The organism is Nocardioides sp. AE5, assembly GCF_031844485.1.
In the GTDB taxonomy this organism is placed as follows: Bacteria; Actinomycetota; Actinomycetes; order Propionibacteriales; family Nocardioidaceae; genus Nocardioides.
The window spans coordinates 615,243-634,338 of sequence record NZ_JAUZVI010000001.1 but is presented as its reverse complement, the minus strand read 5'-3'; the positions used below and the strand labels follow the sequence as shown (position 1 = coordinate 634,338).

General features: G+C 70.5%; 15 protein-coding genes. 8 read left to right on the top strand and 7 right to left on the bottom strand.

Annotated elements, in window-relative coordinates; genetic code table 11:
* Positions 1 to 80 precede the first annotated feature (80 nt).
* From Q9R27_RS03030 to lexA, 4 genes are all read left to right on the top strand, one after another.
* Positions 81 to 1,802: an ABC transporter ATP-binding protein gene (locus tag Q9R27_RS03030; protein WP_311250838.1), complete on the top strand. Its 1,722-nt coding sequence runs from the start codon at positions 81 to 83 to the stop codon at positions 1,800 to 1,802.
* Positions 1,799 to 3,583 (top strand): ABC transporter ATP-binding protein, encoded by a 1,785-nt coding sequence (locus Q9R27_RS03025; protein ID WP_311250837.1) that lies wholly within the window; start codon positions 1,799 to 1,801, stop codon positions 3,581 to 3,583. The genes Q9R27_RS03030 and Q9R27_RS03025 overlap by 4 nt, the downstream gene beginning before the upstream one ends.
* Before the next feature lie 356 nt (positions 3,584 to 3,939).
* Entirely contained in the window at positions 3,940 to 4,287 is a 348-nt protein-coding gene (locus Q9R27_RS03020; protein WP_311250836.1) for a LysM peptidoglycan-binding domain-containing protein, read from the top strand.
* A 264-nt stretch (positions 4,288 to 4,551) separates the two neighbouring features.
* Complete coding sequence (gene lexA / locus Q9R27_RS03015) at positions 4,552 to 5,277, top strand: transcriptional repressor LexA (RefSeq protein WP_311250835.1); 726 nt, start codon at positions 4,552 to 4,554, stop codon at positions 5,275 to 5,277.
* 234 nt (positions 5,278 to 5,511) lie between these two features.
* Here lexA and Q9R27_RS03010 read toward each other — a convergent pair whose 3' ends face one another.
* The 3 genes from Q9R27_RS03010 to hflX form a co-directional block, all read right to left on the bottom strand.
* Positions 5,512 to 7,500, bottom strand: a complete 1,989-nt coding sequence (locus tag Q9R27_RS03010; RefSeq protein ID WP_397219639.1) for an ATP-dependent DNA helicase — start codon at positions 7,498 to 7,500, stop codon at positions 5,512 to 5,514.
* 141 nt (positions 7,501 to 7,641) lie between these two features.
* Positions 7,642 to 9,960, bottom strand: coding sequence for a protein translocase subunit SecD (gene secD, locus Q9R27_RS03005; protein ID WP_311250834.1), 2,319 nt, complete (start codon positions 9,958 to 9,960; stop codon positions 7,642 to 7,644).
* 82 nt (positions 9,961 to 10,042) lie between these two features.
* Positions 10,043 to 11,530, bottom strand: a complete 1,488-nt coding sequence (gene hflX / locus Q9R27_RS03000) for a GTPase HflX (RefSeq protein WP_311250833.1) — start codon at positions 11,528 to 11,530, stop codon at positions 10,043 to 10,045.
* Positions 11,531 to 11,626: 96 nt separating this feature from the next.
* Here hflX and Q9R27_RS02995 point away from each other — a divergent pair, with 96 nt between their 5' ends.
* Positions 11,627 to 11,941: a hypothetical protein gene (locus Q9R27_RS02995; RefSeq protein ID WP_311250832.1), complete on the top strand. Its 315-nt coding sequence runs from the start codon at positions 11,627 to 11,629 to the stop codon at positions 11,939 to 11,941.
* On the top strand, positions 11,938 to 12,213 hold the full coding sequence (locus Q9R27_RS02990; protein WP_311250831.1) for a hypothetical protein: 276 nt from the start codon (positions 11,938 to 11,940) through the stop codon (positions 12,211 to 12,213). The genes Q9R27_RS02995 and Q9R27_RS02990 overlap by 4 nt, the downstream gene beginning before the upstream one ends.
* A 10-nt stretch (positions 12,214 to 12,223) precedes the next feature.
* On the opposite strand, the gene Q9R27_RS02985 is transcribed toward Q9R27_RS02990, so the two are convergent.
* The 3 genes from Q9R27_RS02985 to Q9R27_RS02975 all read right to left on the bottom strand — a co-directional run bounded on the left by Q9R27_RS02985 (position 12,224) and on the right by Q9R27_RS02975 (position 14,727).
* Positions 12,224 to 12,844 carry a SecDF P1 head subdomain-containing protein gene (locus tag Q9R27_RS02985; RefSeq protein ID WP_311250830.1) on the bottom strand — a complete coding sequence of 207 codons (621 nt, stop codon included), beginning with the start codon at positions 12,842 to 12,844 and terminating at the stop codon, positions 12,224 to 12,226.
* Positions 12,845 to 12,948: 104 nt separating this feature from the next.
* On the bottom strand, positions 12,949 to 13,725 hold the full coding sequence (locus tag Q9R27_RS02980; protein ID WP_311250829.1) for an SDR family NAD(P)-dependent oxidoreductase: 777 nt from the start codon (positions 13,723 to 13,725) through the stop codon (positions 12,949 to 12,951).
* A gap of 159 nt (positions 13,726 to 13,884) precedes the next feature.
* A complete protein-coding gene (locus Q9R27_RS02975; RefSeq protein WP_311250828.1) occupies positions 13,885 to 14,727 on the bottom strand; it encodes a DUF2249 domain-containing protein in 843 nt (280 codons plus the stop codon).
* Between the two features lie 70 nt (positions 14,728 to 14,797).
* On the opposite strand from Q9R27_RS02975, the gene Q9R27_RS02970 reads away from it, so the two are divergent.
* Both Q9R27_RS02970 and Q9R27_RS02965 read left to right on the top strand, forming a co-directional pair.
* Complete coding sequence (locus Q9R27_RS02970) at positions 14,798 to 15,517, top strand: helix-turn-helix domain-containing protein (protein ID WP_311250827.1); 720 nt, start codon at positions 14,798 to 14,800, stop codon at positions 15,515 to 15,517.
* Positions 15,514 to 18,189 carry a multicopper oxidase domain-containing protein gene (locus tag Q9R27_RS02965; RefSeq protein ID WP_311250826.1) on the top strand — a complete coding sequence of 892 codons (2,676 nt, stop codon included), beginning with the start codon at positions 15,514 to 15,516 and terminating at the stop codon, positions 18,187 to 18,189. The genes Q9R27_RS02970 and Q9R27_RS02965 overlap by 4 nt, the downstream gene beginning before the upstream one ends.
* Here Q9R27_RS02965 and Q9R27_RS02960 read toward each other — a convergent pair.
* Positions 18,130 to 19,077: an SGNH/GDSL hydrolase family protein gene (locus tag Q9R27_RS02960; RefSeq protein ID WP_311250825.1), complete on the bottom strand. Its 948-nt coding sequence runs from the start codon at positions 19,075 to 19,077 to the stop codon at positions 18,130 to 18,132. The two genes, Q9R27_RS02965 and Q9R27_RS02960, sit on opposite strands and share 60 nt — an antisense overlap.
* Positions 19,078 to 19,096: the final 19 nt, after the last annotated feature.

Sequence of the window (19,096 nt, the reverse complement as noted above, 5' to 3'; positions counted from 1 at the left end):
TCGAACCGCGCACCCAGGGGCCGAAGCGTGCACATGCACCCGGCCGCCCCGGGGTGGAGCGGGCGTGACAGCCTTGCCCCGTGACTGCTCGGGCCACTGACCGCCAACCGCCTGCCACTGCGGGTGCGTTGCTGGTGCGCGGACTGCGCCGCAACAAGGCGCGGCTGGCCGGGAGTTACCTCCTGCTCACCTCGTGGCAGGCCTGCGAGACGCTGGTGCCGGTGATGATCGGCGTGATCATCGACCAGGCCGTGGCCACCTCCGAGGTCCGCTCGATGCTGTGGTGGGGCGCGGCGCTGACCCTGCTCTTCGTGGTGCTCTCGTTCTCCTACCGGTTCGGGGCGCGCCTCGGGTTCGGCGTGGTGCAGACCGAGATGCACCGGATCCGCGTCGAGATCGCCGCGCACGCGCTGCATCCGCGCGGGGCACGCAGCAAGGTGCTCCCCGGCGAGACCCTCTCCCTGGCCACCGCCGACGCCGAACTGGTCGGGCAGGTGCTCCGCTCGATCGGGTTCGGGCTGGCCGCCATCATCTCCGTGGGCGGTGCCACCTGGCTGCTCTTCTCCATCGACGTGATGCTCGGCGTGGTGATCATCGTCGGCGTACCGCTGGTGCTGATCCTCTCCCAGGTCGCGATCCCGGCCATCTCCCGCTCCACCACCGACCAGCAGGCGACCGTCGCCACCGCGACCGGTGTGGCCACCGACCTGGTCCGCGGGCTGCGCGTGCTCAAGGGCATCGGCGCCGAACCGGTCGCCGGCCGCCGCTATCGCGTGCTCAGCCAGCGCGCCAAGGACGCCTCCGTGCGCAGCACCTCGTCGTACGGCGCGATGGCCGGCCTGACCAGTGGCCTGTCCGGGATCTTCCTGGCCGTGGTCGCCCTGGTCGCAGGCCTGCGCGCCCTCGACGGCGACATCACCATCGGCGAACTGGTCGCCGTGGTCGGGTTGAGCCAGTTCCTGGCCGAGCCGATGCGGATGTTCGGCGACATCTCCGCCCACACCGCCCGGGCGCACGCCTCGGCGCGGCGCATCGTGGACTTCCTCGGTACGCCGCACCTGGTCGCGGCCGGCGACTCCGCCCCGGTCTTCACCCCGGCCCGCCTCCACCTCGCGAACCTGACCGCGCCCGGGCTGGACGGGTTCACCGTTGCCGTCGAGCCCGGCGAGATGGTCGGGATTGCGACCACGGATCCGGCTGCGGCGTCCTCACTGGTAGGTCTCCTGGCCGGAGCGCAACGGCTGCAGAGCGGCTCCTCGATCACCCTGGACGGCCTGCCGCTGCGCGACCTCACCACCGCCGCACGCTGGGAGAACCTGCTCCTCGCCCCGCACCACGTGGACCTCTTCGAGGGCACCCTGCGCTCCAACATCGACCCGCTGGGGCAACTGGACCAGGCTCACCTGGAGGACCTGCTCGAGGCATCCGCGTGCGCCGACGTGGTTGCCCTGGTGCCCGAGGGGCTGGACCAGCCGGTCACCCCGGACGGCGCCACCTTCTCCGGCGGGCAGCGGCAACGGATCGCCCTGGCCCGCGCGCTGGCCACGGACGCGCCGATCCTGGTGCTGCACGATCCGACCACGGCGGTCGACGCGGTCACCGAGCACCGCATCGCGGCCGGGATCCGCTCGATCCGCAACGGCGGGGGCACCCGGCGTACGACGCTCCTGATCACCTCCAGCCCGGCCCTGCTCGCCCAGGCCGACCGGGTGCTGCTGGTCGCGGACGGCCGCATCGTCGCCACCGGCACCCACCACGAACTGGCCGCCGACGCGGCGTACGCCGAGGTGGTGCTGCGATGACCGCCCCCGTTGCGGAGAACCCGCAGGCGCCGGGCACCGCGGAGCGCGACCTGCTGCCGATCGCCACCCGCGGCGAGACCGCCCGACTGGCCTGGGACCTCATCCGCAAGCGGCGCGGCCCCCTGGCCGGCGTGGTCCTCTCGTTCACCCTGGCCGGGCTCTGCGCCCTGGTGCCGCCGTGGATGCTGGGCCACATCGTCGACCTGGTCACCGAGGGCGGCACCTCGCGCGAGGTGTGGATCGCGGCTGGGATCATCGCCGGCGCGACCGTGCTCGGCGGCCTCTTCACCTGGGCGTCGGTGGCGTTCCTGGCCCGGGCCGGGGAGCCCGCCCTGGCCGAGTTGCGCGAGGACGTGCTCGACCGTGCCCTGGCCCTGGACTCGGCGCGCGTGGAGGCGGCCGGCACCGGCGACATCCTCTCCCGGGTCGGCGACGATGCCCGCACCGTGGCGGCCTCGCTCAACGAGATGGTGCCGACCCTGATCACCTCACTGGTCCTGGTCGCCTTCACCAGTGCCGGGATCTTCGCGCTGGACTGGCGCCTGGGCCTGGCCGGGATCGTGGCGTTGCCGCTCTATGCGCTGGCCCTGCGCTGGTACATGCCGCGCTCGGGCCCCTACTACGCCGCCGAGCGGGTCGCCCAGGGTGAGCGTGCCCAGGCGATGGTGAGCGGTCTGCAGGGAGCGCCGACGGTGCGTGCCTATGGCCTCTCGGCCGACCAGGTCACCACCATCGAGCACCGCTCCGCAGAGGCGAAGGACATCAGCATCACCGTCTTCCGGTTGCTGACCCGGTTCACCTCGCGGGCCAACCGCGCCGAACTGATCGGGATGCTGTCGTTGCTGACGACCGGGTTCCTGCTGGTGCGCGCCGATGCCGCGACAGTGGGCGCAGTGACCGCTGCCGCGCTGTATTTCCACCGCCTCTTCAACCCGCTCGGGGCGCTGCTCTTCATCTTCGACCAGATCCAGTCCACCGGTGCCTCGCTGGCGCGGCTGGCCGGGGTCGCACGGATGCCCGTGGAACCCGAGCCGCCCGGCACCCTGCCCGCCGGGGCCGGTCCGTTGGTCCTCAACCATGTGGACCACTCCTATGTGGCCGGGCGCCCGGTGCTCTCCGGCATCGACCTGGTGATCCGCCCCGGGGAACGGGTCGCCCTGGTCGGGGCGACCGGGGCCGGCAAGACGACCCTGGGCGCGATCGCTGCCGGCGTACTCCCGGCGACGACCGGATCGGTCACCCTGGCCGGCGTCGACCTGGCCGAACTCCCCGAGTCGCTGCTGCGCTCGCGGGTCGCCCTGATCAGCCAGGACTTCCACGTCTTCTCCGGCACGTTGCGCGAGTCGTTGACGCTGGTCAATGCCGACGCCACCGAGGCCGACCTGGCTGCGGCACTGGACCTGGTCCATGCGCGCGGCTGGATCTCGGCGCTGCCCGAGGGCCTGGAGACCGTCGTCGGCGCCGGCGCCCACGCCCTGACCCCGGCCCAGGCGCAGCAGATCGCCCTGGCTCGGATCGCGCTGGCCGACCCCTGGTTCGTGGTGATGGACGAAGCGACCGCGGAGGCCGGTTCCGCCGGCGCCCGCGAGCTCGAGGCGGCCGCGCTCGCGGTGACCGCGGGGCGTGGCGCACTCGTCGTCGCCCACCGACTCACCCAGTCCGCCACGGCCGACCGGGTCCTGGTCCTCCACGAAGGCGTGGTCGTCGAGGAAGGCAGCCACGACGAGTTGCTCGCTGCGGGTGGGCGGTACGCCGAACTCTGGGCTGCCTGGTCGGCCTGAGGCTGGGCGCGGGCTGGCGCTTTCGGTATCGGCGGGCGGCGGCACATTCGGGCAGCGCGCGACCGACGCTTTCGGTGCACATGCACCGAATCGGCCCTTGAACTGCGGTTTTCGGGGCCGTTCCGGTGCATGTGCACCCGATCGGCCTGGGCGGTGGGCTGACCAGGTGCCACGCACGACACGCCCATCGAACAAATGTTCGCGCGTTCTCTTGATTTGTTCGAACACATGCTCTAGCTTCGTACACGTGTTCGATCGAACATCTGATCGAAATCCTCCGAACTGAAGCAAGTGTCGGGGGGTGCCGAGAGGCTTTCATCGAACACCGACCACCCACTTCCCCCGGAGGTCTCCCGATGAGCACCATGACCCTCTCCCCCGCACCCGCACTGCCCAGCATGGGTTCCAGCCAGCTTCGCCTGACCCGGCGTGGACGACTGGTGATCTTCACCCTCGCCCTCATGGTCGTGCTGGCCACCGTGCTCTTCCTGGGCGCGGCTTCGATGGCGACGAATGAGGCAGGCGTCGAACAGGAGACGGAGATCGTCATGGTCGGCTATGGCGAGACCCTCTGGGACATCGCCGGCGGCCTCGCCGCCAGCGGCGAGACCCGTGACATGGTCGAGCGGATCAAGGACCTGAATGGCCTCGACTCCTCGATGGTCATGGCCGGTCAGGAGATCCACGTGCCCGTGGTCGACTGACCACACCGGCACCACAAGCATCTGCGGGTCGCCTCGACCCCGGCCCGCAGATGGGGAAGACGAGGGGCGGAATCATCACCTGGTTCCGCCCCTCTTCATTTGCCCGCCGCCGGATCCGGCGTACGCCGAACCACGGCGGATCCGGGGTCGATCAACAGCCGGAACCACGTCCGCGACACGTTCGAACAGGTGTTTGAAACACCCCCACTGTTGTGACTACGTTGGACTCATCAGCACGCACACTCGTCGGAAGGCACCAGGGGCATGGCAAGCAAAGGCTCGAACTCGAACGTCACCTCGCTGCCGGACGGCCCCGCGGACGCCTCCGGCCTGACGCCGCGACAGCGTCGGATCCTCAACGCCCTGCGCGACTCCATCGAGACCCGCGGCTACCCGCCGAGCATCCGCGAGATCGGCGAGACGGTCGGCCTGACGAGTTCGTCGTCGGTCGCACACCAGTTGAAGACGCTCGAGGCGAAGGGGTTCCTCAAGCGCGACCCCAACCGCCCCCGCGCGATCCAGGTCTTCCTGCCCGAAGCCAGTGCCGCCCCGAGCGCCATCGGCAGCGCGGCCGAGGTCGACTATGACGAGACCGGCATCGGCGACGCCGTACCGCAGGCCACCTACGTGCCCGTGGTCGGCCGGATCGCAGCCGGCGGGCCAATCCTGGCCGAGGAGCGCGTCGAGGAAATCTTCCCGCTGCCCAAGACCCTGGTCGGTGACGGCACGCTCTTCCTGCTCGAGGTCTCCGGTGACTCAATGATCGACGCCGCGATCTGCAACGGCGACTACGTCGTGGTCCGCCAGGAGCAGACCGCACGCAACGGCGAGATCGTGGCCGCCCTGATCGACGGCGAGGCCACCGTGAAGACGCTGATGCGCAAGGACGGCCAGGTCTGGCTGATGCCGCACAACGAGGCGTACGACCCGATCGACGGCACCCACGCCTCGATCCTCGGCATCGTCACCGCGGTGCTGCGCAAGGTCTGAGCCGGGACACTCACCGCCCCCTCCCCTCGCCGAGTCGGCACGAGTTGACACCACTCGGTCCGATCGGGCCGAGAGGCGTTTCCGCGCACATGCACCCGAACGGCCCCCACGCGCCCGGATCGCGGGCCCATCCCGCGCACATGCACCCGAACGGCCCCGGCGGACCCGGATCGCGGGCTGCTCCGGCGCACATGCACCCGAACGGCCCCCGCGGCCCCGACGGCCCGGGCGAACTCAGCCGGCTGCGAGCCGCTTCAACGCACCCCGCGCGACGGCGGGGTCGGTGGTGGTCCACATCGGAGGCAGGCTCGCCTTCAGGAAGGAGCCGTACCGCGCGGTGACCAGGCGCGGGTCGAGCACCGCGACCACACCACGGTCGGTGTGCGTGCGGATCAGCCGACCCGCGCCCTGGGCCAGCAACAGCGCGGCGTGTGTCGCGGCCACCTGCATGAAGCCATTGCCCCCGGACTGGTCGGCTGCCTTCTGCCGCGCCGACATCAGCGGGTCGTCCGGTCGGGGGAACGGGATCCGATCGATCAGCACCAGTTGGCAGGTGTCACCCGGCACGTCCAGGCCTTGCCACAGGCTCAGCGTGCCGAAGAGGATCGTGTGCGGGTCGTCGACGAACTGCTTCTGCAACTCGGCCAGTTGCGCGTCACCCTGCGCGAGGGTGGTCAGGTGCGGCAGTCGCTGGCGGACCTCCTCGGCCGCGGCCTCTGCTGCACGACGCGAGGAGAAGAGCCCCAGGGTCCGTCCGTCGGCGGCATCGACCAGGTCGACGATCTCGTCCAGTTGCGGCTTGCCCAGGCCGTCGCGGCCAGGGGTGGGGAGGTGCTTGGCGACGTACAGGATCGACTGCTTGGGATAGTCGAAGGGCGAGCCGACATCGATGCCGCGCCACGGCTGCACCTCGTCGCCCTCCGTCGCCAGTTCCTCGCCACCGGCCAGAACCCGTTCACTCGGCTTGAGGCCGACCGAGGTGGCCACGTTGGTGAAGTCGCCGCCGAGCATCAGGGTCGCCGAGGTAAAGACCACGGTCTTGTCGGCCAGCAACTTGTCGCGCATCGGCCCCCACACCTGCAACGGCGCGACGCACAGCTGCGGACCACCGTGACGGGTCTCGCGGTCGTTGCGCCAAAGCACGTCACTGGCCAGGTCGGAGGCCATCCGCTCGGAGGTGTTGAAGACTTCCTGCAGGCCGGCCTTCGCCTGGTTGCGCCCAGGGTCGGCCTCCCCTTCCTTTTCCTTGGGGATGGCGCCCAGGCAGGCACGAGCCGCGTCGCGGACCAGGATCAATGCCTCGGCGAGCTGGACGTCGATCGCGTCGATCCGACCCGCTGACGTCCGTTCGATGGCGTCGCGCAGCGCCCCCGCGGCGTCATCGAGGTCATCGGCTTCCGCGTCCTCGACATAGCGGGCCGCTCGGCGGGCTGCCCGCTCGACGTCGCTGGCGGCGAGTTCGTCGGTCGCAGCCTGGGTGATCCGGGCGACCACTTCGTGCGCCTCGTCGATCACGACGGTGTCGTAGTCGGGGATCATCGGCACGCCCTCGATCGCATCGATCGCGAGCAGGGAGTGGTTGGTGATGATCAGGGAGCTCGCCGCGGCCTTGTCCCTGGCCCGTTCGGCGAAGCACTCCTCCCCGAATGGACACCGGGTGCGGCCCAGGCACTCGCGGGCGCTAACCGACACCTGGCGCCAGATCCGGTCGGTGTGGCGGGGCGCATGGTCGCGCTCGCCCGTGCCCCCGGACTCCGCCTCGGACTCGGCCCATTCGCGCAGCTTGATGACCTCGGCACCCATGGACCCGGTGGGTGCCTCGATCAGGGTGCCCTGGTCATCCGGGGCACCCTCGCGGACCCGGTGCAGGCAGGCGTAGTTCGAGCGGCCCTTCAGCACGGCGTACGACGTGTCGATGCCGGGCTTGGCCCGCAGCGCGTCGACCAGGCGGGGGATGTCGCGCTCCACCAGTTGGTGCTGCAGCGCCAGCGTCGCGGTCGCGACGACCACCCGGTCCTCGTGCAGCAGGCTCGGCACCAGGTAACCGAGCGACTTCCCGGTGCCGGTCCCGGCCTGGACCAGGAGGTGCTCACCGGTCTCCATCGCTGTGGCTACGGCCTCGGCCATCTCGACCTGGCCAGCGCGCTCCTGCCCGCCCAGCGCCTCGACCGCCTCGGCCAGGAGGCTCCTGACCTTCGACTCGGACGTGGGGGCAGCAGGCAGGTCAGGCACCCGAAGACCCTATCCCCCGGGCGCGACACAACCCGCCAGGCGGCACGAGTCGACAGGTTTGCACGTCGAGGCGGCGTCAATTGACGCCGCCTCGACGTGCTCAGGCGTCAACACGTGCCGCCTCGGCGTGGGTCAGACGACGGCGCCGGAGTCGTTCGGGTCGCGCACCTTCTTCACCTTGACGTCGCGCGGGAACTCCTGGATCCGCTGGAAATAGCTCGCCATCGGCGCCGAGACGCAGACGGTCGAATACATACCGATCGCCAGGCCGAGCAGCAGCGCCAGGGAGAAGTCCTGCAACGAGTCGCCGCTCATGAACGTCAGCGCGGCCAGGATGAACATGGCACCCAGACCGGTGTTGACCGTGCGCGGCATGGTCTCCAGGATCGCGGTGTTGGAGATGTCGTCGAAGTCGCCGGACTTGTCGATCCGCAACCGTTCTCGCACCCGGTCGAAGACGACGACGGTGTCGTTGACCGACAGACCGATGATGGTCAGCGCCGCAGCCAGGTAGAGGCCGTCGATCGGCTTGCCGAGCCAGGCGAAGATGCCGGTCACCAGGACCACGTCGTGCGCCAGTCCGAGCACGGCCGAGAGCGCGAACGTCCAGTGGAAGCGGACCGCGAGGTAGAGCATCTGCGCGGCCAGGGCGATCAGGAACGCGATCAGGGCCTTGGTGCGCAACTCCTTCCCGAGGCTCGCCGCGATGGTGTCGTCGGTGACCTGTTCGGTCTCCCCGGCGATCTCTGCGATGCCGGCCCGGATCTCGTCGCGCTGCTCGTTGGTGAACTCACCCGAGCGGATCTGCACCCGCTCCGAGCCGTCGCTGGCCTTCACCTTCTGTACGACGGCCTCGGGCAGGCCCGCCTCGACGGCGACCTCGCGCGCCTGGTCGGCCGAGATCGGCTGGGCGGTGGAGTATTCAACCGTCCGTCCACCGGTGAACTCGAGGCCCAGGTTGAGCCCCTGGACGAAGATCCCGGCGAACGCCGCGACGGTGAGCGCGCCGGTGAGGATCATCCACATCTTCTTGCGCTTCATGATCTGCGGGTTCTTCCGGGTCAGCCAGGTCCGCACCGAGCCGATGTGGCCCAGACCGGTGATCTGGGGACGCCGGGCCACCGAGCGGGTGCTGACAGCGATCTCGGTCAGCACCCGGGCGATGATCAGCGCGGAGACCAGCGAGGCGATGACACCGATGGCCAGGGTGACACCGAAGCCCTTGACCGACCCCGAGGCGAAGATGAAGAGCAGCAGGGCAGCCAGCAACGTGGTTACGTTGGAGTCGATGATCGCGGTCCACGCCTTGTTGAAGCCGACGCTGAGCGCGCGTCTCATTCCGGCCTTGGGATTGTCGCCGTACTCCTCCCTGGCTCGTTCGAAGACCAGCACGTTGGCGTCGATCGCCAACCCGATGGCGAGCACGAAACCGGCCAGGCCGGGCAACGTCAGTGTCGCACCGACGACGAGGGTCATCGCATAGGCCAGCACCGTGTACGACGCCAGCGCCAGCGTGGCCAGGAAGCCGACCAGGCGGTAGATGAAGACGATGAAGAGGCCGGTCAGCAACAGACCGATGACGGCCGCCTCGATGGACGCCTTGATCGCGGCGTCACCGAGCGTCGGGCCGATCACCGAGTCCTGCATCGGCACGCCGGCCTGGAAGTTGCCGTCCCCGTCGAAGGAGCCCAGTGCCAGCGGCAGGGCACCGCCGGCGATCAGGACCGCCAGGTCGCCGGCCGACTTCTCGTTGAACCCGCCAGTGATGTCCGTGCCGCCGGTGATCCGGCCACCGCAGTTGATGTCCACGTTGGGCGCGGAGATGATCCGATTATCCAGCACGATCGCAATCCGGCCCTTGTAGGCGTCCTGCTCGCAGGCGGCGGTGGCGCTGAGGTCACCGAACTTGTCGGAGCCCGATCCGTTGAACTCGACCTTGACGACCCAGCCCACCGAGTTCTGGTTCTGTGCCTTGGAGGCGTCCTTGATGTCGTTACCGGTGAGCGCAACCGGCCCGACCTCGAGGACCTCGCCATCGTCGGAGGCATAGACCCGGTTCCCCTCCTCGGAGGGTTCCTGGTCGGGCGAGGTGGCCGGCCCGACCACCTGGTGCACGGTCAGCTGCGCGGTCTTCCCGATGACCTCCTTGGCCTGCTCGGGGTCCTGGACGTCGGGCAGCTCGACCAGGATCCGATCCTCACCGACCCGGACCAGGGTGGGCTCGGAGACCCCGAGGGAGTCGACCCGGCCACGGAGCACCTCGAGGGTGCGGTCGACCTCGGTCGCGGTGACGTCGTCGTCCGGGTTGTTCGGATCCTGCGCCTGGTACATCAACTGCGATCCACCGCGCAGGTCGATCCCGAGACGTGGCTCCTTCTCGAACGACAACCAGAGGCAGCCTGCCAGGAGTCCGAGGACGAGGAGCAGGCGGACGAAAGCACCACGTGACATGCCCGCCATCTTCCACCACGTTTCCAAGCGCGCGTGAATCGGGCGTCCGTTCAGGGGTCAAGCGCACGCCACGGGGCGCGAGTCACACGGCGTACGTCGCCAGCTCGTCGGCAAGTCGTGCGTCCGCCCGTCCCTTGACCCGGGTGCCGTCCGCGGTGTGCTCCATCGACTCGATCTCGCCGCGCTGGTGCAGGCGGTTGATCAGGTCGCCGCGCTCATAGGGCAGCAGTGCCTCGAACTCGACCGCGGGCCGCGGCAACTCCGCCTCGACCTGGGCGAGCGCCTCGGCGATGCCCTCGCCGGTCCTGGCGCTGACCACCACCGAGTGCGGCTCCCGGGCGCGGAGCCGGGCCAGCACCATCGGGTCGGCGGCGTCGGCCTTGTTGATCACCACCAGCTCGGGCACCTGGCTCGCCTCGATGTCGGCGAAGACCTCCCGCACCGCGGCGATCTGCCCCTCCGGGTCGGGGTGCGAGCCGTCCACCACGTGCAGGATCAGGTCTGCTTCCGCGACCTCCTCCAGCGTGGAGCGGAACGCCTCGACCAACTGGTGCGGCAGGTGGCGGACGAAGCCGACCGTGTCGGACATGGTGTAGACGCGACCGTCGGAGGTGGTGGTCTTGCGGGTCGTCGGGTCCAGTGTGGCGAAGAGGGCGTCCTCGACCAGCACCCCGGCATCGGTGAGCCGGTTGAGCAGCGACGACTTGCCCGCGTTGGTGTAGCCGGCGATCGCCACCGACGGGATCTCGTTGCGGTGGCGGTTGGCCCGCTTGGTCTCGCGGGTCCCCTTCATCGCCTTCAGTTCCCGGCGGAGCTTGGCGATCCTGGTGTTGATCCGGCGCCGGTCGGTCTCGATCTTGGTCTCACCAGGGCCACGGCCACCGATGCCCTCACCGCCGGCGACGCGGCCACCGGCCTGGCGGGACAGGTTGCCACCCCAGCCACGCAGTCGCTGCTTCATGTACTGCAACTGGGCCAGCTCGACCTGCGCCTGGCCCTCCTTGGACTTGGCGTGCTGGGCGAAGATGTCGAGGATCAGTGCGGTCCGATCGACGCACTTGACCTTGAGCTTGTCCTCCAGGTTGCGCAGCTGGCTGGGCGCCAACTCGCCGTCCATGATCACCGTGTCAGCGCCGGTGGCCTGGACGATCTCGCGTACGCCGTCCACCTTGCCGCGGCCGATGAACGTGGCCGGATCCGGCTTCTGGCGACGCTGGTAAACCGCCTCCAGGACCTCGGACCCTGCGGTCTCGGCGAGCAGTGCCAACTCGGCCATCGAGTTCTCGGCGTCAGCGATCGACCCGTCGGTCCACACGCCGACCAGGACGACCCGCTCCAGGCGGAGTTGGCGGTATTCGACCTCGGTGATGTCCTCGAGCTCGGTGCGCAGGCCAGCCACCCGGCGCAGCGCATGGCGCTCGGCCAGATCCTGCTCACCGGCGGAGAGTTCCTCCGGGTCGGGACCCTCCGCTGAGACAACGTCATAGCCGGGCTCGGCGTCGTCCTCGTCCCAGTCGCGGGTCTCCTCGAGCTCGTCGGCGAGGGAGAAGTCTTCAGGTGCGTTCGTCATATGACTCCCAGCCTAGGCGGACCCGGATCAGGTGGCGAACGAGTTTCGCCGGGACGTAGCGGTGTGGGATGCCCGTTACCGGGTAGAACACCTCCCATGCCTGCCGACATTCCCGTGCACGCCGAACGCGGCCCGACCCGGCCCACCCCTGACTCGGCCACCTGGGCGGTCGCCACCCTGGCCGCGCTGCCGATGCCGATCGTGGTGGTGCTGACCGTGGTGCTGCTCCCGCTCCCAAGCGCGGTCACGCCCACGATCCGGATCTGGGCCGCCTGCGTGGTGTGGCTGCTGGTCGGCCTGGCCTGCACCCGTACGCCGCCACCAGGCCCGCGCGAGTTGGGCTGGGGCGTCGTCGCGGGCACCTGTGCCTGCCTGCCGTGGGCCGCGCTGATCGCAGATGACCTGCTGTGAGCCAGGACGTGCTGGACCGTCGTGCGCCGTTCGGCGCGGGGCTCTTCGGGCCTGCCAGCGTGGTGGCCGTGGCGATCGGGATCAGCCTCTCGTTTGCGCCGTGGTTGACCGACATCCCGGGCGGCTGGTGGTGGTCGATCGGCTGGCCGCTGCTGGGCGTGGTCGCGTTGCCCGTGCGCGGCGTGGTGCGCCAGGCTGGCGTCGGCACGCTCGCCTCGGCACTCACCTGGCCGGTGTGGTGGCTGTTCTTCGGCGTACTGGGGCTCTTCTAGGCCGCACGACCTAGCGCCCAGTGATGCTCGCGGCGAGGTCGGTCGCCTCCTGCTCGGTGAAGTTGCCGGCGATGTCGGTGCCGTCCTCGAGACGGACGCCGCAGTCGATGGTGACCGCTGGTGCGCTGACCAATTCACCGTCGGCCATGATCGCGATCCTATTGCCGGGGTCGCCGGTGCCGGCACAGCCCGCTGCCTCGGTCAGGTCACCGAACCTGGCATTGCCTTCGTCGGTGAACTCGATCCTGACCACCCAACCGACACCGTTCTCCGGCATCTCGGCGGAAGCGCTGAGCACGTCCGCCTCGGTGAGGGCAGCCGGCCCGATCTCCAGGACCGCCCCGTCGGCCGCGACCACGATCGCGTTCCCTGCCTCGCTCGGCTCGGCGTCCACACTGTCGGCCGCGGCCACCACCGGGTGGATCCCCAGCGCCACGGTCGGTGCAGTCGGCGAGGTTGAGGTGGGCTCGTTCGAAGCTGGCCAGTCCGAAGCGGGCTCCTCCGAAGCAGGCACCGTCTCCGACGAGCCGGGCGCGTCGGGGTCCTGCTCACCGCTCGATTCCGCGTCACCACATCCGGCCAGGGGCAGGAGCAGGAACAGGGCCGCAACACCAGTCGCGATCGGGCGCATGGGACGACACTAGACCCTGCTCGTCGCCCCCGAGCGCTTCGAAGCAGGACGGCCCGCCCCGGACGCGGAGTCCGTGGCGGGCCGTCGACCGACGCAGGTGTCAGTCACTTGGGTGGCATCCGGATGCCACCGTCGACGCGGATCACCTCGGCGTTCATGTAGGAGTTGGTGATGCACTCGACCACCATCGAGGCCAGCTCGTCCGGCACGCCGAGGCGCTTGGGGAAGAGCACGCTCTCACCGAGCTTGGCCTTGAACGCCTCGGCGGCCTCGCCCTCGCCGTAGATCGGGGTGTCGATCAGGCCGGGGGCGACGGTGTTGAGGCGGATGCCGGCCGAGGAGAGGTCACGCGCGACCGGCAGCGTCATCCCGACCACGCCACCCTTGGACGCGGAATACGCCGCCTGGCCGATCTGGCCGTCGAAGGCGGCGACCGAGGCGAGGTTGACGATGGCGCCGCGCTGGCCGTCGGCGTCCGGCTCGTTCTGGCTCATCTTCGTGGCCGCGAGACGGACCATGTCGAAGGTGCCGATCAGGTTGATGCCGATCACCTTGGTGAACGCACCCAGGTCGAAGGCCGAGTCGTATTCGCCGTCGCGGCCGATGGTGCGCTGGGCCCAGCCGATGCCGGCGGAGTTGACCACCGCACGCAGCGGGCCGAGCTCGACGGCCTCGTTGACTGCGTTGCGGTTCTGCTCGGTGTCGGTCACGTCCACGCTCACGAAGACGCCGCCGATCTCCTGGGCCAGGGCCTGGCCCTTCTCGGCGTTCAGGTCCGCGACGACGACCTTGGCTCCCTTGGCGGCCAGCTGGCGGGCCGCGGCGGCACCGATCCCCGAGGCCCCACCGGTGACGATTGCACTTGCTCCATTGATGTCCATGGCGCCGATGCTAGATGAACCATTCCACGAGGTCTTGAGCGGCGTGGGGACCATTCGCCAGCGCGGAAGGTGTCCGGGGTCGGCGTTCACCACCCCCGGACAGGCTCAGCCTGCGCGTTGGGCAGTTTCACAGGTGAGCCTGTGGTTCTGCCCAAACGATCAGCCCGGGCGTCGCGTGATCAACAGACGCCAGTCCTCCGGCCCGCGCTGCAGGTAGTCGACCTCGAAGACGCCGGGCTGGCGACCCTCGAGCTGCCGCAGCAGCGGGATCGGATCGTGCGGGGCGACCAGGACCAGTGCCTTGCCGGGGCGGACGGCGTCCAGGGCACCGAAGACGGTGGCGTGCCGGATCGCATGAGGCACCACGCGGGCGTCGAGCTCGGGGAAGCCGGAGACGTCCCGTTCACCGCAACCGCACTCACCGTGCTCGTGGCCGGTCGCCTCACCCGTTGCCTCGACGTTGGGGAGCGGATGTCCGTACCCGTCGTCGGTGATGCGCGGGCCCGCATCGCGAGCCTCGCCGACCAGGCGGACGAGTTCGTGGTGCACCTCGGCAAGCGAGACCCCGGGATGACGCACCAGCAAGGGCACCAGCTGGTCGTTGACCTTGGTCAGGTGGGTGGCGAAGAGCTGCCGCAACGCGGCGGTGTGCAGCGCGACCTCGATGCCGTCGTCGGCACGACCGATCTGCTCGACCAGGTCGGCGATGATTCGGTGCTCGACCACCATCGCCTCGACCAGCAGGCGTGCCTCGGTGATGTCGGCACCGGCCCGGCACAGGGTCTCCTCGGCGGCCCGGACGTGGGGCACGAGCAGTTCGCGGCACCACTCGAGCAGGCTGGCGCGGGCGCTCATCGCGGCCTCGGTCGAGGTGGACCGGGCAGCGGTGGTGACCAGGTCCACCTTCAACCCCAGGGCCCCGTCCATCTCGGCGTGGTGGGCGACGATGCGTTCTGCGGCCTGTGCGTCGGCTTCCGACGAAGCCAGGACCAGGTCTTCCATGACGGGCCTCCTGTTGCTGGGGGACCACCGGGCTGGCGATCCGTACCGAGAATTTACTACACTTTATTCCGTGAAAAATAATCTGCGGTCACCGGGCCGCTTGGGGCCGCGCACGGGCGCCTCGCGCCGCCCCCTCTCCACCTCACGCCAGGCGTTGCTCGATCGTCTCCGCATCCAGTCCGAGCCGACCACCCTGGCCGCACTGGTCAAGCTCTCCGGGCTGCACCCCAACACCGTCCGCGAGCACCTCGACGCCCTGGTCTCGGCCGGGCTGGTCCGGCGCGAACAGGAGCCACCCTCCGGCCGCGGCCGTCCACCATGGCTCTACCAGGCCGTGGACGAGGAAGCGACCAACGAGTACGCCGTCCTGGCCTCCGCCCTGGCCGGCGCCCTGGCCCGCAGCAGCGACGACCCCCACGCCGCAGGGGCAGAGGCGGGCCGCGCCTGGGGCAGCCGCCTGGCCCGTGACCGCGGTGCATCGCCCACCTCTCCCGAGGCGGCCCGCACCATGGTGCTCCGCCTCCTCGACGAGATGGGATTCGCTCCCGAACCCACACCGGGCGACGAGGACCGGATCCGGCTCACCCGGTGTCCCCTGCTCGAGGCCGCCCACCGGCATCCCGAGGTGGTCTGCGGCGTACATCTGGGCATCATCGACGGCGCGTACGCTGAGCAGGGGGTGGTCGCCGCAGGGACCGAACTGCTCCCCTTCGCCGAACCCGGTGCCTGCCGCCTCACCCTGCCGATGCCGCAGGCGATGGTGCCCGGACCGGGCACGGAGACCCGGTGAGGATCCAGGCTTCGCCGCCGCCCGCAACGACGCGGAACCCACGCGGCTTCTGGCCGATGCGCGACCTCCCGGTGATCGGATGGCTGCTGGCCACCATCGTGGTCGCCCTGGTCCACCCCTGGTTGCCGGCACCGCGCTGGCTGCTGATCCACCTGACGCTGCTCGGCGCGGTGACCCACTCGATCCTGGTCTGGAGTCGCTACTTCACCGACACCCTGCTCCGCTCCCCCGCCGATGCCACCCGTGGGCCGCAGAACGCCCGCCTGGCGCTGCTGGACCTTGGCGTCCTGGCCGTCGTCGCCGGCGTGCTGACCGGTTGGTGGCCGGCAACCGTGCTCGGCGGGGCCTCGGTCCTGGTCGCGGTCGCCTGGCACGGCGCTGCCCTGGCCCGCCGCCTGCACGCCGCCCTGTCGCGGCGCTTCGCGATGGTGGTGCGCTTCTATGTCGCGGCCGCAGCCCTCTTCACCGTCGGGATCGTGATCGGTGTCCTGGTCGCCCGGGTGCAGGCCGACCCGTGGCACGAACGCCTCCTGGTCGCGCACGCGAGCACCAACCTGCTCGGCTGGATCGGGCTCACCGTCCTCGGCACCCTGGTCACCCTGTGGCCGACGATGCTGCGCACCCGGCTCGCGGACGGCGTGGAACGGGCCGCGCGCCGGGCACTGCCCGTGCTGCTGGTGGCCATCGCCGTGACCGTCGCCGGCGCCCTGGCCGGTTCACCCCGCGCGTCGGCACTCGGCCTGGCCTGCTATCTCGCCGGACTGTCCTTGCTCGCCCCCGGCTTCGTCGCTGCTGCCCGCCAGCGCCGCCCCACGTCGTACGCCGCGGCCTCGGCGCTGGGCGCCGTCTGCTGGCTGGTGCTCTGCCTGGTCCTGCTGGTCGCCGGGTTCGCGGTGGCCGCCGACTGGGCGGAGGCCGGATCCTGGTTCGAGCGGTTCACCCCGTTCCTGGCCGCGGGCTTCGGCGCCCAGGTGCTGCTCGGGGCGATGTCCTACCTGGTCCCGGTGGCGCTCGGCGGCGGGCCGCGCGCGGTGGCCACAGCGACCCGGGCAATGGATCGTGGCGGCCTCTTCCGGGTCGGTGTCGTCAACGCCGGTCTCGTGGCGTGCCTGGTGCCGCTGCCGGCGATCGTCCGGGTGGCCTGCTCGGTGCTGGTGCTGGCAGCGCTCGCCTCCTTCCTGCCGCTGATGATGCTGGCGATCAAGGCGTCGGTGACCACCCGTCGCCAGCAGGCCGAGGAGCCAGCCAGGACACCGATGCCTCCCGTGGTGGCCACCGGCAACCCGCTCGGCGCCCTGGCCCTGGCCTGCTGCCTGGTCCTGGCCGCTGTCGCCGGCGGCACCGTGGTCGACCAACGCCTCGGTCCGGGTGCCGGCTCGATCGCGGCAGGTGTCGCCGCGACCGGCGAGACCACCGTGGTCGAGGTCGAGGCCCGGGACATGGCGTTCTTCCCCTCCCGGATCGAGGTGCCGGCCGGCAACCGGTTGGTCATCGAGGTGCGCAACACAGACACCTCCGAGGTGCACGACCTGGTCCTCGATGACGGCACCGACAGCGGGCGGCTGGCGCCCGGGGAGAGTGCCCGCCTGGAGATCGCCGTGGTGGGGCGCGACGTGGCCGGCTGGTGTTCGGTGCTCGGACACCGCCAGATGGGGATGACCCTGGAGATCATCGCCCTCGGTGCGCCTGTTGCTCCGACTGCTTCCGGCGCGGACGGCGGGACCGGTGGCCATGGTGGGCACCAGCACGGGCCCGCCGACGGCGCGCCGGCCGTGGTGGACCCGCATGCCGAACCGGATGCCGACTTCACGGCGTACGACGCGACCCTGCCGCCGCTGCCCGAGCCGACCGGCGTGCCGAGGGTGCACCGCCACACGTTCCGGATCAGCGACACCGTGGCCGAGGTGGCGCCGGGCGTCACCCAGACGCTGTGGACCTACCAGGGCAGTGCGCCGGGGCCGACCCTGCACGGCCGCGTCGGGGATCGCTTCGAGATCACCCTGGTCAACGACGGGACCGTGGGCCACTCGATCGACTTCCACGCCGGCGCGCTCGCCCCGGACGAGCCGATGCGGACGATCCCACCCGGGGAGAGCCTCACCTATGTGTTCACCGCGACCCGCGCCGGGATCTGGATGTATCACTGCGGCACGATGCCGATGGCTGCCCACATCGCCAACGGGCTCTTCGGTGCCGTGGTGATCGAACCCGCGGACCTGACGCCCGTGGACCGGTCGTGGGTGCTGGTCCAGTCCGAGTTCTACCTCGGCCCCGCCGACGCCGGGGTCGACCTGGCCAAGGTGCAGGCCGAGACACCCGACCTGGTGGTCTTCAACGGCTATGCCAACCAGTACGACCACCAGCCGTTGACCGCGCGCGTCGGTGAACGGGTGCGGATCTGGGTGCTCGACGCGGGCCCGAACCGGAGCAGTTCGTTCCACGTGATCGGTGGCCAGTTCGACACCGTCTGGCTGGAGGGTGCCTACCACCTGCGCCAGGGCGAGGGCGCGTTCGGCGAGGAGGACGGCGGCAGCCAGGCCCTCGGCCTCTTCCCCGCGCAGGGCGGCTTCGTCGAGCTCACCTTCGACGAGGCCGGGCACTATCCGTTCGTCTCACACCTGATGGTCGACGGCGAGCGGGGCGCGCACGGGATCGTCCGGGTCACCGACTGAGGGCGCCTCGCCCTCCGTGGCGTCGTCCGCGGTTGTGTCGTCGTCCGCGGTTGCGTCGCCGGCGGCGGGCGCATGGTGGCCCAGCGGCAGCGTCTCCGCGGCACCCAGCGCCGCCAGCACCGAGGGCAACATCGCCTTCGCCGTCCTCTTGTAACCGGTCGAGGAAGGATGGAAGCGGTCCAGGCTGAACATCTCGTCCGGGTTGGTGATGAAGAACGGGCCCACCACCGTCGACAGCGACACGGCGTACGCACCCTCGGCCAGGGCTGCCGCCTGCTGGGCGTGGGCCAGCGTCCGCGAAGCCCGTGACCCCAGGGCGCGCAGCGGTTGCGGCACCGGGCGCAACATGCCCAGGTCGGGGCACGTGCCTACCACGACGCCCGCGCCGCGCCTGCGCAGCAGGCGGATCGCCTCCCGCAGGTGCGCCACCGACTCGCTCGTCGCCACCCGGTGGGTGACGTCGTTGCCGCCCACGATGATCACCGCGACATCGGGCCGATACGACGTCCGCAGCCCGGCGACCTGGTCGGCCAGGGCACTGCTCTCCGAGCCGACCACGGCCGCGGTCCGCAGGCGCACCGAACGGCCGGTGGCCCGGGCGACGTACTTCGCGAGCCGAGCACCCGGGGTGTGGCCGGGCGATTCGGCGCCAAGTCCGGCCGCGATCGAGTCGCCGAGCAGCAGCAGGTCGACCGGGTCGCCGAACCGCTTCTTGTAGACCTTGTCCGCCCGCGGCGCCTCCTCCCCCAGTGGCTTGCCGATGGCCGCGCGTGCGGCCGCGGCCTGGCGGACCAGCAGGTGGCGCGAGCCAGCGACGAATCCAGTCGCGCCCGCCAGGCCGACCAGGCCGAGCAGCACGACGTCGGGGACGTTGTCACGGATGCGCATCGTGCCCAGTTCAACCATG

What these genes read in the sequence shown, in the direction of transcription:
- Q9R27_RS02960 (WP_311250825.1), bottom strand. Translation starts at nt 19,077, where the DNA reads ATGCGCATCCGTGACAACGTCCCCGACGTCGTGCTGCTCGGCCTGGTC.
- Q9R27_RS02985 (WP_311250830.1), bottom strand. Translation starts at nt 12,844, where the DNA reads ATGCGCCCGATCGCGACTGGTGTTGCGGCCCTGTTCCTGCTCCTGCCC.
- secD (WP_311250834.1), bottom strand. Translation starts at nt 9,960, where the DNA reads ATGTCACGTGGTGCTTTCGTCCGCCTGCTCCTCGTCCTCGGACTCCTG.
- Q9R27_RS03020 (WP_311250836.1), top strand. Translation starts at nt 3,940, where the DNA reads ATGAGCACCATGACCCTCTCCCCCGCACCCGCACTGCCCAGCATGGGT.
- Q9R27_RS03025 (WP_311250837.1), top strand. Translation starts at nt 1,799, where the DNA reads ATGACCGCCCCCGTTGCGGAGAACCCGCAGGCGCCGGGCACCGCGGAG.
- Q9R27_RS02995 (WP_311250832.1), top strand. Translation starts at nt 11,627, where the DNA reads ATGCCTGCCGACATTCCCGTGCACGCCGAACGCGGCCCGACCCGGCCC.
- Q9R27_RS02980 (WP_311250829.1), bottom strand. Translation starts at nt 13,725, where the DNA reads ATGGACATCAATGGAGCAAGTGCAATCGTCACCGGTGGGGCCTCGGGG.
- lexA (WP_311250835.1), top strand. Translation starts at nt 4,552, where the DNA reads ATGGCAAGCAAAGGCTCGAACTCGAACGTCACCTCGCTGCCGGACGGC.
- hflX (WP_311250833.1), bottom strand. Translation starts at nt 11,530, where the DNA reads ATGACGAACGCACCTGAAGACTTCTCCCTCGCCGACGAGCTCGAGGAG.
- Q9R27_RS02975 (WP_311250828.1), bottom strand. Translation starts at nt 14,727, where the DNA reads ATGGAAGACCTGGTCCTGGCTTCGTCGGAAGCCGACGCACAGGCCGCA.